Below are 15,966 nucleotides of genomic sequence, written 5' to 3'. Positions count from 1 at the left end.
AAATTAAAAAATTAAAATAACGTGACGAGGTGAAAGAAATGAAAGTGACATATCACGGACATTCTGTAATCACAGTGGAAACGAAGGACCATCATATTATATTTGATCCGTTTTTGACAGGGAATTCGTTAACAGATGTAAAGCCGGAGGATGTAAAAGCAGACGTCATCTTATTGACGCACGGCCACAATGATCATGTCGGCGACACTGAGCAAATCGCCAAGCAAAACAACGCGCTGGTTGTAGCTCCGAACGAGCTCGCCGTGTACCTAGGCTGGAAAGGCTTGAATGTTCATCCAATGCACATCGGCGGCTCCCGCCAGTTCGATTTTGGAAAAGTGAAGCTCACACAGGCCTTTCACGGATCAGCCATCACAGATGAGGAAAACAAGACGATTACTTATACAGGCATGCCAGCCGGTATTTTACTGACAGTAGAAGATAAAACGATTTTCCACGCGGGCGATACGGCTCTTTTCTCTGATATGAAGCTGATTGGCGAATTGAATCATATTGACCTTGCCTTCTTGCCGATTGGCGATAACTTTACGATGGGGCCTGAAGATGCCAAGCTTGCCGCTGAATGGCTGCGGGCAAAACAGGTCGTGCCGGTTCATTACAATACATTCCCGGTTATCGAACAAGACCCTGAGGCATTCGCTGACAGCCTGCCGGGCGGAGTCGGTAAAGTCATGGCGGTCGGTGAGACGATCGAGCTTTAAACGGTGATAACATCTCCTGATTGTTCAGGAGATGTTTTTTATTTTTTGAGAAACAGGTGGCAGCTTGTTATCCTGTAATGGCTTTATCAGAGTTTCCTTCCAATTCTTTGCTGCGCTGATGAAAACGTTTGGTCAGCCGGGCAATCAAGTCCTTCGTGGCGCAGTCAAAATGATTTTCTTTTCGATTTGTTAACAGCCCTATAGGAGGTGCAATATCCATATTCAGAATGGGGATGACTTTAGTGCCGTTAAGCGTTTTAGAATGTGCAGTGCTGGTGAAGATTGAAATCCCAATGTTTTCCCGCACGTAATATTTATGCGCCATGCTGCTTGTGAGCTCCATTTTTCTGTAACGATTGCCGAGTTCTCTATGTAAGTGTTGTTCAATTTGTATGCGAATAGGGCAATTGGCAGGCGTAAATATAAAGCACTCTCCTTCTAAATCAGATAAATGAACAGCCTTCTTCTCAGCGAGCGGATGGCGATCAGATACAAGCACATTTAATGTGTCATAAAAAAATGGGTGATAGTAGTTTTCGAGAATCAATTCCGGCTCGCCGCACACTGCAAAATCAATCGTCCCGTCTAAGAGCTTTTGACTGCAGGTATTGGCGTCATCAACGTTGATATTAACCGTTATCTTTGGGTAATCCTTTAAGAAATCCTTTAAAATGTCAGGGAATATCAGACTGGCAGTCGGCTCTGAAACTCCTATGTTAATGATGCCTGCCTCTTCTTCCTTTAAGTCGGAGAGGTTGTGTTTAAGCGCCTCGTATTGAGTCAAAAGATCTCCTGTTCGTTCATAAAAAAGTTTCCCCGCTTTTGTCAGCTGCAGGTTTTTTCCTCTTTCAAACAACTGTACGCCTAAATCCTGCTCTAATTGCTTCATACGCATCGATATCGTCGGCTGCGAGTAGTTTAGTATTTCCGCAGCTTTATAGAAGCTTCCGAATTTTACAATCGTATGAAACGTTTTAATTGAGCGAAACTCCAATGTGCTCCCTCCTGTTTTTCATCATCAAAATTACTGAAGTGAAGGTTTACTTTTTTTGATTAGTCAAAGATAAAAGTATGCTTTATAGTATAAACAATAAAAGCTTAGTAAACAAATAGGAATTGTATATTTTATGAGGGGGAGTGCCAGAAATGAGTAAGGATATTTTTCGATTGGCAACTGTTGAAGATGCACCGGAGTTGTTGAAATTGGTTAACAGCGCTTTTCAGCCAATTCGGCAGCTTGATATTGATTGGCCTTCCACGAGAGCTGACATCCATATGGTGTCAGAGAATATCGAAAATCATTCAGCGGTCGTGCTGGAGCGGGATGGGAAGCTAATTTCAACAATTACCATCAGGTTTCCATGGGAGAGTGAGACCCCTCCTTCAAAATATCCGTTTGTTTGGTGGTTTGCGACGCTTCCGGAATATAAAGGGCAGGGCGCCGGAAGCAAGCTGCTGACGTACGTAGAAGAAAAAGTGCTTCGAGATATGCTGAAGGCGCCTGCGCTGACGCTAGGCACTTCGGCGCGCAAGCATCCTTGGCTTGCCGACATGTACAGAAGGAGAGGGTATGAAGTGTACTTTGAGCAGGAAAAAGACGGGGACATAGGTGTGATGATGCATAAGGTTCTGATTCCGGAACGATTTAACCCGGCGCTTTTAGGTGCGCCAAGCTGGGCATAATGTGAGGCAGCCTATGAATAAGCGTATGGGAATGGTTTTGCTGCTGTCGGTGGTTGCGTTACTTGGCGGGTGCGGCTCGGAAACAAATAATAAAACAGATCGTCAGGTTCAAACAGTCATAGTCGGTACTGGAACAGATTTTCCGAATATTGCGTTTTTAAATGAAAAAGGCGATTTGACCGGGTATGACATTGAAGTGATGAAAGCCATCGATAAGGAATTACCGCAATATACATTTGAATTTAAAACGATGGATTTCTCAAATCTGCTGACGAGCCTCGGAAATAAAAAAATTGATGTGATCGCGCACAACATGGCCAAAAATAAAGAACGAGAAAAGCGTTTTTTATATCATAAAGTGCCGTATAACTACTCGCCGATGTACATCACGGTGAGAGAGGATAATAACAAGATTCATACATTAAAAGACTTACACGGAAAAACAGTCATTGTCGGTGCCACGTCAAATGCGGCCGATTATATAACGAATTACAACAAAACGCACGGCAGCCCGATTCATTTGAAATACGCAGGACAGGGAAGCAATGACACCGCCAATCAAATTGAAACCGGGCGCGCAGACGCAACGATATCAACACCGTTTGCAGTTGATTTTCAGAATAAAACGCACGCCTTCCGCCAAAAGACAGTCGGTGACGTGTTATTAGATACCGAGGTGTACTTTATGTTCAATAAAGGCAGCCAAACCTTGGCGGATGCCACGGATCAAGCGATTAAAAAGCTGGAGAAAAACGGAACGTTAAAAAAACTAAGCCGGAAATGGCTCGGTGCAGATTATTCAAAATCAAGTTTTGAAAAATAAATGGGGCGATGAGATGAGAACAAAAGCAGCATTTATAACAATATTATTTTCACTTATTACGGTTCTGTCGGCTTGTGGCGCAGACAATCAAACGACGGGAGCTGAGCAAAAGAAGGTGCAAACGATCACGGTCGGAACCGGAACTCAATTTCCGAATATTTGCTTTATCGATGAAAAAGGCGATTTAACCGGTTATGATGTCGAACTGATCAAAGAGCTTGATAAACGCCTGCCGAATTATAAATTCACATTTAAAACGATGGAATTTTCCAACCTGCTTGTCAGCCTCGGACAGCATAAAGTCGATATCGTGGCGCACCAAATGGAGAAAAGCAAAGAGCGTGAGAAAAAATTTCTGTTTAACAAGGTAGCCTACAATCACTTTCCTTTAAAAATTACCGTGCTGCAAGAGAACAATACGATTCAAGGGATTGAAGATTTAAAAGGAAAACGGGTGATTACGAGCGCAACCTCCAACGGAGCGCTTGTGCTGAAAAAATGGAATGAGGAAAATGGACGCCCATTTAAGATTGCCTATGAGGGGCAAGGCGCGAATGAGACCGCGAATCAGTTGAAATCAGGGCGTGCGGACGCGACCATTTCAACGCCTTTTGCAGTAGACTTTCAAAACAAAACGAGCGCTATTAAAGAAAAAACCGTCGGTGATGTGCTTTCGAATGCCAAAGTGTATTTTATGTTTAACAAAAATGAACAAACGTTAAGTGACGATATTGATAAAGCCTTACAGGAACTCATTGATGACGGAACGCTGAAAAAACTCAGTTTGAAATGGCTTGGAGACGATTATTCCAAGGAGCAGTATTAAGTAAAAAGAGAGGGAGCAGTGATGGAAAAAGCCTTTGATATCAACATGATTGCAGATTTTGTGCCGACGTTAACCGGTTATTTGCCGGTTACATTATACATTTTAACACTGTCATTGCTTTTCGGATTTGTATTGGGGCTTTTTCTGGCGCTGCCCCGCATTTACAACACTCCTATTGTAAATCAATTGGCAAAAGTGTATATCTCATTTTTCAGGGGAACGCCCATTATGGTGCAGCTTTTCATCGTGTTTTATGGAATCCCGGCGCTGACGGGGCTAATCGGGATTGATACATCAAAAATGGACCCGTTTTATGCTGCTGTCGCAACTTATGCGTTAAGCAATGCAGCGGCAGCCGCTGAAATCATTCGAGCGGGCGTGGGGAGTGTAGATAAAGGCCAAACGGAAGCGGCGTACAGCATTGGCCTGAGCGGAAGGCAGGCCTTCAGGCGCATCGTTCTGCCCCAGGCACTTGTGCAGGCTTTTCCGAATATGGGAAACATGGTGATCAGTTCTTTAAAAGATACGTCTCTTGCTTTTTCAATAGGTGTCATGGATATGTCCGGAAGAGGCCAAACCCTGATCACCTCAAGCAATCATTCTCTTGAAGTTTACATTGCGCTATCGATTGTTTATTATGCCGTTGCGGTTTTATTCGAATGGTTCTTTAGATTGGCCGAAAACCGAATCAAGAAGAATCAAACAAGGCTTGTTACCGTTTTTGACATGAACATACATTGACATATTTCTTGGGATGAGGAGGGAGAAGATTGCAATTTGACTTTCCATTTATCGCTTCCGCCATGAAAGAAATGATAAAGACCATTCCGCTGACATTGATAATGGCTGGCTTGCCGATCGTGTTTGGATTTCTCGTGGCTCTTGGAAATATAATTGTTAGAATTTTCAGTATTAAAGGTTTGATGGCTTGCTCAAGGTTTTATGTGTCATTTTTTCGAAGTACACCTGCAATCCTTCACATTATGCTGATTTATTTAGGGATACCGCCGATTGCAGATCAAGTCAGCAGTTTTTTTCATCTTGGCTGGTCCGCCAATCAGATACCGGTCGCTGTGTTTGTCATCATGGCTTTGTCTTTAACTGCCGGAGCTTATCTGACAGAAATCATCCGGTCGGGCATTCTGGCGATGGATACCGGACAGGTCGAAGCAGCTTATTCAATCGGCCTGACAAATAGCCAAACCTTTCGCCGTGTGATATTGCCGCAGGCGCTGATGGTTTCAATCCCGAACTTCACAAATTTGGGCATCGGCTTTTTGCATACAACCTCTATCGCGGCTATAGTGGCTGTTCCTGAGATAACAGGGACGGCAACTATCGTTGCTTCTGATAATTATGCATTTTTAGAAGCTTTTATCGGAGCGGCGATTATCTATTGGGCGCTGACTCTAATCTTGGAAACCGCAAATGGAGTATTAGAGAGAAAGGCAGCCAGATTTCAAGGAGGCGCATTATGATTGAGATTAAAAATATCCATAAACAGTTTGGCATTCACCATGTATTAAAAGGGATAAATCTCACTGTACGCAAGGGAGAAGTTGTAACCATTATAGGTCCTAGCGGTTCAGGGAAAACCACCTTTTTACGCTGCCTGAATTTATTAGAACGGCCGGACGAAGGGGTCATTTCTTTACACGACAAAGTGATTAATTGCAGCTATCCGTCCAAAAAAGACATTCACTGGCTGAGAAAACAGACGGCAATGGTATTTCAGCAATATCATCTGTTTGCTCACAAAACGGTGATTGAAAATGTCATGGAGGGCTTGACGATCGCCCGGAAAATGAGAAAACAAGACGCGTATGCCATAGCTGAAAATGAACTGAGAAAGGTCGGGCTTCAAGACAAATTGAACGCTTATCCGAGTCAATTATCGGGTGGACAAAAACAGAGGGTCGGGATAGCGAGGGCACTTGCCATTCACCCGGATGTGCTGCTGTTCGATGAGCCGACGGCTGCGCTTGACCCGGAGCTGGTCGGTGAAGTCCTTGAAGTGATGCTGGATATCGTGAAAACCGGAGCCACCATGATTGTTGTTACACATGAAATGGAGTTTGCAAGAAGGGTCTCTGATCAAGTTGTTTTTATGGATAATGGAGCCATTGTTGAACAAGGAACTCCGGAAGAAGTCTTCCGCCATACCAAAAAAGAAAGAACGAGACAGTTTCTCCGCCGCGTTTCGCCGGAATATTTATTTGAACCAAAAGAACACATAAAGGAGCCGGTGATATGATCCGCTTAAGTATTTTAGATCAAAGCTTGATTGGTGAAGGGGAGACAGCAGCCGATACATTACAGCACACGGTGAACTTGGCAAAGATGGCTGAAGAGTGTGGGTATCATCGTTTTTGGGTGGCTGAACATCACAACAATGATGAAATCGCAGGCTCTGCGCCTGAGGTTCTTTTAGGCTATCTTGCCGCAAGCACAAAGGAAATTCGGTTAGCATCAGGCGGGGTGATGCTGCAGCATTACAGCCCTTACAAAGTGGCGGAGCAGTTCCATCTTCTGTCGGCGTTAGCTCCCGGCCGTATAGATCTCGGAGTGGGCAAAGCGCCCGGCGGGTTTCAGCTGTCCACAGACGCGCTGCAGGCTGAATATGAAAAACCGGCGCGCCAGTTTGATGAAAAGCTGGAGGAGCTTACTCATTTCATTCGGGATGATTTTCCTGATAGCCACCGCTATGCGGCATTGCGTCCTGCTCCGCGGGTTGAACAGAAGCCGGGAATTTATCTGCTGGGAGGAAGCGCAGAGAGTGCCATTTCAGCTGCAAAACTGGGAATCTCTTTCGTCTTTGCTTACTTTATTAACGGTGAAGAGGAAGTGCTGAAAGAAGCGCGCCGAGCCTTTGACGCGCATCTGCCGCCAGGCTCTGAGGCCGAATTTCATCTTGCTCCCGCTGTTTTTGCAGCACATACAAAAGAAGAAGCTGAAAAACATATTGTGTCGCGTGAATCGATAAAAGTGGTTTTACAAGACGGGCGGAGGGTCAACGTCGGCACCCGTGAACAGGCTGAAGCCTATCTAGAAAACGTCAGCCAGCCGTATGAGATCCTCGTGCAAAAAACCGGGGTGATTGCCGGAACGAAGGAAGAAGCGGCAGAAGAATTAAACCGTTTATCAGACACATACGACATCAATGATTTTGTTATTTTTACACCGATCAAAAATGCTGGCGAAAAACAGCTGTCTTATCAGCTGCTGAGCGATGCGGTTTTAGCTGCAAAACGTTAAGGGGGACGGAAGCATGAGTGATGTTGTGAACATTGTGGTTTGGAGTAAAAAAGGCTGCTCATATTGCGAGGAAGTCAAGAATTATTTGAATGAAAAAGGATTATCGTTCCAAAATATCGATGTTTCGGAGAAAGAAGAGCTGCGGGATATTTTACAGGCGAAATATGGGATACGCCATGTGCCTGTGGTCGAAATCGGTAACGGCAATCATTATCAAGGGGTAACTGAAATCGGCATTGAACACCTTGAGCTTGCACTTGCCAATTATGCACAGATAAAGGAGGCAAGAAGATGACACGATCAGATTTTATTCAGTTTGGAGCCATGATTCACGGTGTCGGGGGAACAACCGACGGCTGGCGTCATCCCGATATCGATCCCTCGGCGAGTACGAATATTGAATTCTACAGGCAAAAGGCGCAAACAGCCGAAAAAGGCTTGTTCAGTTTTATTTTCATTGCAGATGGCTTATTTATTTCTGAAAAATCAATTCCTCATTTTTTAAACCGATTTGAGCCCATCACCATATTATCGGCGCTTGCATCGGTCACGAAAAATATTGGTTTAGTAGGAACGTTCTCTACATCTTTTACTGAGCCATTCACCATCTCCAGACAATTGATGTCGCTGGACCATATCAGCGGGGGCAGGGCCGGATGGAATCTGGTTACTTCTCCGCAGGAAGGAGCGGCACGCAACCATAGTAAGACCAGCCTGCCAGAACACACCGAGCGTTACGAGATTGCACAGGAGCATTTGGATGTTGTGCGCGGGCTGTGGAATTCCTGGGAGCATGATGCATTTACACACAATAAAAAAACAGGGCGATTTTTTGATCCGGCGAAGCTTCATCGCCTGAATCACAAAGGAAAGTATTTTCAAGTAGAGGGGCCTTTGAATATCGGGCGTTCTAAACAGGGGGAGCCAGTAGTGTTTCAAGCGGGTTCATCAGAAACAGGACGGCAGTTTGCCGCCAAAAATGCAGATGCGATTTTTACCCATTCCAATTCATTAGAGGAGACAAAAGCGTTTTATGCGGATGTGAAAAGGCGCGCTGCTGCAGAAGGGCGTGATCCTTCCAGTGTGCGGATTTTTCCGGGGATCAGTCCGATTGTGGCAGATACGGAAGAAGAGGCAGAAAAGAAGTATCGTGAATTTGCAGAGTTGATTCCGATTGAAAATGCTGTTACCTATTTGGCCCGTTTTTTTGATGATTATGATCTGAGTGTTTACCCGCTGGATGAACCGTTCCCCGATATTGGCGATGTCGGAAAGAATGCGTTTCAAAGCACAACAGACCGGATTAAGAGAGAAGCAAAAGCCAGAAATCTGACATTGCGGGAGGTAGCACAGGAAATGGCTTTTCCGCGGCCTCTATTCATCGGCACACCAAAGCATGTCGCATCCTTAATTGAGGCCTGGTTCAACGCTGAGGCGGCTGATGGGTTTATCATCGGGTCGGATATACCGGGAACACTTGATGCTTTTGTAGAAAAAGTCATTCCGATTCTTCAAGAAAGAGGGCTTTATCGTCAAGATTATCGCGGCGGGACATTGCGGGAAAATCTCGGTCTCGGCATTCCCCTGCATCAGTCCGTGTTACATTCATCAAATTAGATGCCGTTTGATCAGAAGCGGAAGCTGAGAGGGGAGGATGACTTTTTTGACAATCATTGCGGGTACGGTTGTGAAAGGAAAACAATTAGGCAGAAAGCTGGGATTCCCCACGGCAAATGTAGATGCGAAACTGAATGGGCTGCATGATGGGGTTTATGGGGTTCTGGCGGCAGTCAATCATCAATTTCATTTAGGGGTTATGAATATCGGCGTGAAACCAACGGTCGGCTCTCACCTTAAAAAGACATTGGAGATTTTTTTGTTTGACTTTCATAAAGACATCTACGGAGAAATGGTTGAATGCAGTATTCTCTTTAAAATTAGAGAAGAAAGAAGGTTTGATTCTTTGGAGTCTTTAAAAAAGCAAATCAAAAAAGATATTTCATGCGCAGCAAAACGCTTTGAACTGATTGGGATTACAACACTAAACAAAAAAGAAAACCTGCTTTCCCATCAGGAATTGAATCTTCCGGATCTCTGCTTTTACAAGAAATGTAACAATCTATATGGCATCAACCGAGGCGTATACAATGTCATAGACAATTGGTTTTTTGAGTACGGAATTACACAAATTGCTTACAGGCGTATCTATATTTTATCTTTTTTAAGCTATTTGAAAGAAGGCGATCAAAAAGTTTCCAGTAAGTATATAAAATTTGGTGCGGGCGGTCTTGCTGACAAGTTGAGCCGCTTTGTTGCTGCTTATATTGAAGAAACTGAAGAAAATATATTGGGATAGGGAAAGGAGCGGGAAAGATGTCTTTGGATTATTGGAGAAATATAGAAGGCACATATCCATTTCAGGCAGAAAATGAAAATGACATGCTCAAGTTGAAAGAGGGGCATAATCCCGTGAATCTCTCAACGCTGGAAAAACAGCTCATCGGCATTCACCGGCACCTGCACCAATATCCTGAACTGTCGAAAGAAGAGTTTAAAACAACTGATTTTATAAAAAAATGCCTTGCAGAAAAGGGGATACAGATTCGTCCAACTTCACTGAAAACAGGTGTATTCGCAGACATAGCAGGGGAATCAGAAGGCCCGTCAATTGCTTTGAGGGCTGATATTGACGCCTTGCCAATCGAAGAAAAAACAGGATTGCCTTATGCGTCTAAACATAAAGGAATCATGCATGCGTGCGGTCATGATTTTCATACGGCAGCGCTTCTTGGTGCGGCCTTTTTATTAAAGGAAAATCAAGACAGCCTGAAAGGAAAGATTCGTTTATTATTTCAGCCGGCAGAGGAATCAGGCGCCGGCGCTGCAAAAGTGATAGAGGACGGCCAGTTGGATGGTATTGATGCAGTGATTGGCCTTCACAATAAACCGGATATACCAGTGGGGACGATAGGGCTAAAAACAGGGCCGCTTATGGCTGCTGTTGACCGATTTAAAGTAGAGATACAAGGAAAAGGTGCTCATGCAGCATTGCCGCATAATGGTTTTGATCCCATTGTCGGCGCCTCTCAGCTTATCGTCGCCCTGCAAACGATTGTAAGCAGAAATATAAACCCGCTAAAAAGCGCGATTGTCACCGTGGGGAAAATCAACGGCGGCAGTACATGGAATGTCATCCCGGATACTGTTGCAATCGAGGGCACTGTTCGTACATTTGATCCGGAGGTTCGTTCTCAAGTAAAGCAGCGTTTTTTGGCTGTCGCAGAGCAGATTTCTTCTGCTTTCTCGTTAAAGGCAAATGTGAAGTGGCATTCCGGACCGCCGCCGCTTTGTAATGATGAGGCAATAACTGAGCTGTTGCGAGACGCTGCACATAAAGCAAGACTTCAGGTCATTGATCCCGACCCGTCAACTGCCGGAGAAGATTTTGCTTACTATCTGGAGCATATTCTCGGATCATTTGCGTTTTTTGGAACAGGCGGCGATCATGATTGGCATCACCCGGCATTTACAATTGATGAAACTGCCATTATAAAAGCCTCTTATTTTTTATATGAAAGCGCTAGGAGATTATTAGATTCATCCATGCAGGAATGAAGAGTCAAAAATATCTGATTGATATAGATGGGGTGTTCTGATGAAGAAATTAATCGTTTTTGCATTTATAGGCTTGTTATCGCAATTAATAGACGGTTCGTTAGGTATGGCTTATGGGGTTACCTCAACTTCCTTGCTATTGGCTTTCAGCATCACACCTGCTGTGGCTTCGGCTTCTGTCCATTTAGCGGAAGTCGTAACGACTGCCGCATCGGGAGTGTCGCATATTAGATTTGGCAATGTTGACAAACAAACTGTTTATCAGCTTGTCATCCCTGGTTCAATAGGCGCTTTTTTAGGCGCGGCATTTCTCAGCCGTTTACCTGGAGATGTGGCGAAACCCTATATTTCTTTGTTTCTGCTCCTGCTGGGCGGATATGTATTGATCAGATTTTTATTTCAATACAAGCCTGCTCTTGAGAAAAAACACGTGCCGTTAAGCCGAAAACAATCCATCCCATTAGGAGTGATCGCCGGTTTTGCAGATGCCACAGGCGGGGGCGGCTGGGGCCCCGTCACCACTCCGATTCTATTATCCCGTAAAGGCTTAAGCCCGAGGAAAGTCGTAGGGACTGTAGATACAAGTGAATTTGCCATCGCAGTATCTGCAACTGCCGGTTTTCTTATTTCATTAGGATGGGAGGATGTCAATTGGTTATGGGTCGGCTCGTTAATGGCGGGCGGAATCATCGCTGCTCCTATCGCAGCATGGCTGGTGCAAAAATTTCATCCGCAATTGATGGGTGTGCTTGTAGGAGGATTTATTATTCTAGTAAACGCCAGAACATTGATAAATGAATGGATCGAAAACACAGCTGTTTATCCATTGATCTATACGGTGATAGGAGCAATATGGCTGTTTGCTGTTTTATTCGTTTTATCTAAAATAGGGAATCGAAATAGGGTTAAGACAGCGGTTGATGTCTATTTAAAAGAAAAATAAAGATTTTCCGGCTTATAATGTAAAAGGAATCACGAGGTCCTTGCGCTTGACTGGAACGAAACCAACGCTGTAAGAAGCCGGGCAGGCTTCTTTTTTTATTTTCCAGCCTCATTGCGTACAAATCCTCCGAGCCCTTATAATAAAAGCAGAAGACTGTCCTTAGAGGTGAAAGGCTTGGCAACGAAGCATGAACAAATATTAACGTATATTGATTCACTGCCTGTCGGTGAAAAAATTTCTGTGCGAAGAATTGCAAAGGAAATGAAAGTAAGTGAAGGGACCGCGTACAGAGCGATCAAGGAAGCAGAGAATAAAGGGTTTGTCAGCACAATTGAACGTGTGGGCACAATCAGGATTGAGCAAAAGAAAAAAGAGAATATTGAAAAGCTTACCTATGCAGAGGTTGTAAATGTCATAGACGGACAAGTGCTCGGAGGCCGGGCCGGACTCCATAAGACATTGAATAAATTCGTCATCGGCGCGATGGAGCTGGACGCAATGATGCGTTACACCGCAGCGGGGAATCTTTTGATTGTCGGAAACAGAATCAACGCACACAGACAGGCGCTTGAAGCGGGCGCTGCTGTATTGGTGACCGGGGGCTTCAACACGGATGACAGCATTGTGCAGCTGGCAGATGAGCTTGAGCTGCCGATTTTATCCACGAGCTATGACACGTTTACAGTCGCCGCAATGATTAACCGGGCGATTTATGACCAGCTGATCAAAAAAGAAATTGTCCTGGTGGAGGACATCCTAACGCCTGCTGACCGTACGGTATATCTTTCGCCTAAGGATAAACTTGAAAAGTGGTATGAGAAAAATTTTGAAACGGGACACGGCCGGTTCCCTGTTGTCGACGATCAGATGAAAATCCACGGCATCCTGACATCAAAAGATATTGCCGGCCATGACCGAAACGCACCCATCGAAAAGGTCATGACCAAAAATCCCGTTACGGTTATTGGAAAAACATCTGTCGCCTCAGCGGCGCAAACGATGGTATGGGAAGGGATCGAAGTGCTTCCCGTCACTGACGGCCACCAAAAACTGATCGGCATGATCAGCCGCCAAGACGTGTTAAAAGCCCTTCAAATGATTCAAAAGCAGCCCCAGGTCGGGGAGAAGCTTGATGATATCGTTTCAAGGGGATTTAAAGATGAGGATAATGATAAAGAGGATCAAACGGTTTACGAGTATGAAGTCACGCCGCAGATGACAAATCAGCTCGGAACCATTTCTTATGGTGTGTTTACAACCATTTTGACGCAAGCGGCAAACCGGTTTTTGCGCTCGAAAAAACGCGGCGAACTTGTAATAGAAAGCATCACCATTTTCTTTTTGAAGCCTGTGCAGATGGAATCGGTTATCGAAGTCAAACCGCGCATTTTGGAGGCCGGCAGAAAGTTCGGAAAAATGGAAGTTGAAGTGCACAGCCAAGGCCATATCGTGTCGAAAGCGATGCTGATGGTTCAGCTGATGGAAAGAAGCTAAGGGACGTTCAGGCGCCCCTTACGCGTGATCTCTTTCAGCTTCTTTGGCGTGAAGGGGATAGTAATGCCTGTAGGCTTTATAACCTGCCCAAGCGCTTCCTGCTCCTATGACGATAAAGATACCGCCGATTACTAACGTTAATACTGAATGGAATAATATCATTTGGTTAAGCCCGTAGAACAGGACCAGTGACCCTAAGGCCATGCTTGATTTTGCTGAACAGATTTCTTTTTCCAAAGATTGCTTTGACCGTACGCCTTTTACTTTATAGAACACATAAAAGCAGGCTGAAAGCCCAATCAAAAAAACAAGAACCAGCATAAATGAAATCCTCCATCGTAAAAGTTTACAAACCCATTCTATACAAAAACGGGCTTGGTTTTGACGTTATTTTTCTTTTCCGTCGGCAGAGAATGTGATTTAATGAATAAAAACAATAAAGGAGTATCAAATGAAAACAGAACTGATCAGAACCATATCATTATATGACACGATTATCTTACATAGACATGTGCGTCCTGATCCGGATGCCTACGGATCACAGTGCGGACTTACGGAAATCCTGCGGGAAACATATCCTGAAAAAAATATTTTTGCTGTCGGCACGCCTGAGCCGTCCCTCTCTTTCTTATATTCCCTTGATGAGGTGGACAATGAAACATATGAAGGCGCACTTGTCATTGTCTGCGATACGGCAAATCAGGAAAGAATCGATGATCAGCGTTATCCTTCAGGCGCCAAACTGATGAAAATCGACCATCATCCGAACGAAGATCCATACGGTGACCTTCTCTGGGTCGATACAAGCGCAAGCTCAGTAAGTGAAATGATTTACGAGCTGTATTTAGAAGGAAAAGAGCACGGCTGGAAGCTGAATACGAAAGCGGCAGAGCTGATCTATGCCGGCATTGTCGGAGATACCGGCCGCTTTTTATTTCCGAATACAACGGAAAAAACATTAAAATATGCAGGCGAGCTCATTCAGTATCCATTCTCTTCCTCAGAGTTGTTTAATCAATTGTATGAAACAAAACTGAATGTGGTGAAGCTTAACGGCTTTATCTTTCAAAATGTGTCATTGTCCGAAAACGGCGCCGCTTCTGTTTTCATCAAAAAGGATACGCTTGAAAAGTTCGGCACAACGGCTTCTGAAGCGTCGCAGCTTGTCGGTACGCTTGGAAATATCTCAGGTATTCGCGCTTGGGTGTTTTTCGTAGAAGAAGATGATCAAATCAGAGTGAGATTCCGTTCTAAGGGCCCTGTCATTAACGGACTTGCCCGGAAATATAACGGCGGAGGGCATCCGTTTGCTTCAGGCGCCTCTATTTACAGCTGGGATGAAGCTGATCGGATTTTGGCTGATCTGGAAACATTATGTAAAGAACACAAGTAGAGGGGAGACCCTCTCTCTTAGTGTTCATCTGTGACGGGGATGAACCAGCAGCCGAAATCAGTAAGGTCCTCGTAGACTTGGAGATTGTGAGATTGAAGTTCTTTTTTGATGAGGGAAGCGAGTGAGTGTGTTTCGGCATATGCAGAAAAACCTTGTCTGAGCCGGGCTGCTTGATCTTTTGCTAACTGACGGTCACTGTAAACCTCCATTTCCCTTCCTCCTTCCTTTCGCCATTAAGCCTCTCACATATAGTTTATAAAAAAGAATGGGAAAAAGCGACAGAAGTTTGGAGAATTTGAAAAAAATCCATAATTACGCGGCGAATGATATTTCAAGTTCTACTGTCAGTCTCGTATAAATAATTAATTCCTTGACGGTTGCCTCGTATTTTTTTTCATTAATCATATAGACTTTATTTTCGATTGTCCGTTTCAAAAGATCCTTTGTTTGATAGACGCTCTCTATGTCTTTTGTAATTACCTCTGAAATATTATCCTTTACATGCTCCTCGAATTTTGTTTCTTCCGGCTGCGATATTTTATATTTTTCCCCATTCACTAATTTGACGCTGACGCTTTGGATCAGCAGTTTTCTTTTATTGTCTTCATTCAGTTTATGGAGGTCTTCCTGATAGATCGAAATTTGATTGTTTAAATCTTTTACGTGCTCTTTTTGTTTTTCGATGAGGCTGACCTGCTCCTCTTGGAATGTTCCGTAAGTAAACAGGAAAAAGAACCAGCTGATTACGGCTCCGCACATCATGCCCGCGAAAAAACGCTGCCACCCCGGTTTTTTGTAATGCTGTGGGACCCTCATGAAGAAAGATGCTCCTGGGTCAGCCATGAAATAATGAGCCAGCCGCTTTGCGCGCCGCCCATGGCCGAGATAATCAAAAGAAGCTGTTTAAAGATATCTCTCGTATTGCCTTCAAGAATGCCCCGTTCAAAGCTGTATACCGCATCAAAGGTGCCCCCGATAGCTGCGACAAGCGCCCATATTTTTAACCGGTTTGCAAGCTTTGTAATGGCCGTAAGCGGGGCTTCGCCTGCCAAATATGCTCCGAGTCCTCCGATGAGTGCGCCCCCGATCAGCACCCCTAAAGCAATGAAGTAGCTATTGATAAAATTCACCATAAATCCTGCTTCTTGATCCATCTTTATCACCTCACCTTTTATATCATATTGAGTTTTCAGGACAAGTATGATGATGAGT

Annotated in this window: 19 protein-coding genes and 1 pseudogene; 15 read left to right on the top strand and 5 right to left on the bottom strand. The window is 44.4% G+C overall.

The window, feature by feature from the left end:
• The first annotated feature begins 38 nt into the window (after positions 1–38).
• The gene (locus M1M80_RS15230; protein ID WP_003237834.1) at positions 39–722 is read left to right on the top strand and encodes a metal-dependent hydrolase; all 684 of its coding nucleotides are present in this window, start codon (positions 39–41) and stop codon (positions 720–722) included.
• A 67-nt stretch (positions 723–789) separates the two neighbouring features.
• On the opposite strand, the gene M1M80_RS15225 is transcribed toward M1M80_RS15230, so the two are convergent.
• Positions 790–1,716 carry a LysR family transcriptional regulator gene (locus tag M1M80_RS15225; protein ID WP_003237833.1) on the bottom strand — a complete coding sequence of 309 codons (927 nt, stop codon included), beginning with the start codon at positions 1,714–1,716 and terminating at the stop codon, positions 790–792.
• A 152-nt stretch (positions 1,717–1,868) separates the two neighbouring features.
• Here M1M80_RS15225 and snaA point away from each other — a divergent pair, with 152 nt between their 5' ends.
• The 13 genes and pseudogenes from snaA to M1M80_RS15160 all read left to right on the top strand — a co-directional run bounded on the left by snaA (position 1,869) and on the right by M1M80_RS15160 (position 13,361).
• Positions 1,869–2,405 (top strand): N-acetyltransferase SnaA, encoded by a 537-nt coding sequence (gene snaA, locus M1M80_RS15220; RefSeq protein ID WP_003237831.1) that lies wholly within the window; start codon positions 1,869–1,871, stop codon positions 2,403–2,405.
• 13 nt (positions 2,406–2,418) lie between these two features.
• The gene (gene tcyJ / locus M1M80_RS15215; RefSeq protein ID WP_060399273.1) at positions 2,419–3,228 is read left to right on the top strand and encodes a sulfur-containing amino acid ABC transporter substrate-binding protein TcyJ; all 810 of its coding nucleotides are present in this window, start codon (positions 2,419–2,421) and stop codon (positions 3,226–3,228) included.
• 13 nt (positions 3,229–3,241) lie between these two features.
• The gene (locus M1M80_RS15210) at positions 3,242–4,054 is read left to right on the top strand and encodes an amino acid ABC transporter substrate-binding protein (RefSeq protein ID WP_060400049.1); all 813 of its coding nucleotides are present in this window, start codon (positions 3,242–3,244) and stop codon (positions 4,052–4,054) included.
• Positions 4,055–4,075: 21 nt separating this feature from the next.
• Positions 4,076–4,795 carry a sulfur-containing amino acid ABC transporter permease TcyL gene (gene tcyL / locus M1M80_RS15205; RefSeq protein WP_060399272.1) on the top strand — a complete coding sequence of 240 codons (720 nt, stop codon included), beginning with the start codon at positions 4,076–4,078 and terminating at the stop codon, positions 4,793–4,795.
• A 29-nt stretch (positions 4,796–4,824) separates the two neighbouring features.
• Positions 4,825–5,532, top strand: a complete 708-nt coding sequence (locus tag M1M80_RS15200; protein WP_060399271.1) for an amino acid ABC transporter permease — start codon at positions 4,825–4,827, stop codon at positions 5,530–5,532.
• Complete coding sequence (gene tcyN / locus M1M80_RS15195; protein ID WP_060399270.1) at positions 5,529–6,308, top strand: sulfur-containing amino-acid ABC transporter ATP-binding protein TcyN; 780 nt, start codon at positions 5,529–5,531, stop codon at positions 6,306–6,308. Before M1M80_RS15200 ends, tcyN begins: the two co-directional genes overlap by 4 nt.
• Entirely contained in the window at positions 6,305–7,309 is a 1,005-nt protein-coding gene (locus tag M1M80_RS15190) for an LLM class flavin-dependent oxidoreductase (protein ID WP_060399269.1), read from the top strand. The genes tcyN and M1M80_RS15190 overlap by 4 nt, the downstream gene beginning before the upstream one ends.
• 13 nt (positions 7,310–7,322) lie before the next feature.
• Positions 7,323–7,604, top strand: a complete 282-nt coding sequence (locus M1M80_RS15185) for a glutaredoxin family protein (RefSeq protein ID WP_060399268.1) — start codon at positions 7,323–7,325, stop codon at positions 7,602–7,604.
• A complete protein-coding gene (locus M1M80_RS15180; protein WP_060399267.1) occupies positions 7,601–8,926 on the top strand; it encodes an LLM class flavin-dependent oxidoreductase in 1,326 nt (441 codons plus the stop codon). Before M1M80_RS15185 ends, M1M80_RS15180 begins: the two co-directional genes overlap by 4 nt.
• Before the next feature lie 46 nt (positions 8,927–8,972).
• Positions 8,973–9,665 carry an RNA-binding riboflavin kinase RibR gene (ribR, locus tag M1M80_RS15175; protein WP_060399266.1) on the top strand — a complete coding sequence of 231 codons (693 nt, stop codon included), beginning with the start codon at positions 8,973–8,975 and terminating at the stop codon, positions 9,663–9,665.
• A 17-nt stretch (positions 9,666–9,682) separates the two neighbouring features.
• A pseudogene (locus tag M1M80_RS15170) lies at positions 9,683–10,946 on the top strand (M20 peptidase aminoacylase family protein).
• Positions 10,947–10,964: 18 nt separating this feature from the next.
• Positions 10,965–11,867 (top strand): sulfite exporter TauE/SafE family protein, encoded by a 903-nt coding sequence (locus tag M1M80_RS15165; RefSeq protein ID WP_060399264.1) that lies wholly within the window; start codon positions 10,965–10,967, stop codon positions 11,865–11,867.
• Positions 11,868–12,041: 174 nt separating this feature from the next.
• Positions 12,042–13,361, top strand: a complete 1,320-nt coding sequence (locus tag M1M80_RS15160) for a CBS domain-containing protein (RefSeq protein ID WP_003237809.1) — start codon at positions 12,042–12,044, stop codon at positions 13,359–13,361.
• A gap of 18 nt (positions 13,362–13,379) precedes the next feature.
• On the opposite strand, the gene M1M80_RS15155 is transcribed toward M1M80_RS15160, so the two are convergent.
• Positions 13,380–13,682 carry a YtpI family protein gene (locus tag M1M80_RS15155; RefSeq protein WP_003237807.1) on the bottom strand — a complete coding sequence of 101 codons (303 nt, stop codon included), beginning with the start codon at positions 13,680–13,682 and terminating at the stop codon, positions 13,380–13,382.
• A gap of 130 nt (positions 13,683–13,812) precedes the next feature.
• Here M1M80_RS15155 and nrnA point away from each other — a divergent pair, with 130 nt between their 5' ends.
• Positions 13,813–14,754, top strand: coding sequence for a bifunctional oligoribonuclease/PAP phosphatase NrnA (gene nrnA, locus M1M80_RS15150; RefSeq protein WP_003237803.1), 942 nt, complete (start codon positions 13,813–13,815; stop codon positions 14,752–14,754).
• A gap of 17 nt (positions 14,755–14,771) precedes the next feature.
• Here the strand turns inward: nrnA and M1M80_RS15145 are convergent, their stop codons facing one another.
• The 3 genes from M1M80_RS15145 to ytrH form a co-directional block, all read right to left on the bottom strand.
• Positions 14,772–14,963, bottom strand: coding sequence for a YtzJ family protein (locus tag M1M80_RS15145; RefSeq protein WP_003223533.1), 192 nt, complete (start codon positions 14,961–14,963; stop codon positions 14,772–14,774).
• Positions 14,964–15,066: 103 nt separating this feature from the next.
• On the bottom strand, positions 15,067–15,570 hold the full coding sequence (gene ytrI / locus M1M80_RS15140; protein WP_003237800.1) for a sporulation membrane protein YtrI: 504 nt from the start codon (positions 15,568–15,570) through the stop codon (positions 15,067–15,069).
• On the bottom strand, positions 15,567–15,908 hold the full coding sequence (ytrH, locus tag M1M80_RS15135) for a sporulation membrane protein YtrH (protein WP_003223537.1): 342 nt from the start codon (positions 15,906–15,908) through the stop codon (positions 15,567–15,569). The genes ytrI and ytrH overlap by 4 nt, the downstream gene beginning before the upstream one ends.
• Positions 15,909–15,966 lie beyond the last annotated feature (58 nt).

Origin of the sequence: Bacillus inaquosorum, from assembly GCF_023238325.1 — a bacterium.
Taxonomy (GTDB): Bacteria; Bacillota; Bacilli; order Bacillales; family Bacillaceae; genus Bacillus; species Bacillus inaquosorum.
The sequence above is the reverse complement of the archived record's forward strand: the minus strand, read 5'-3'. Positions and strand labels throughout refer to the sequence as shown.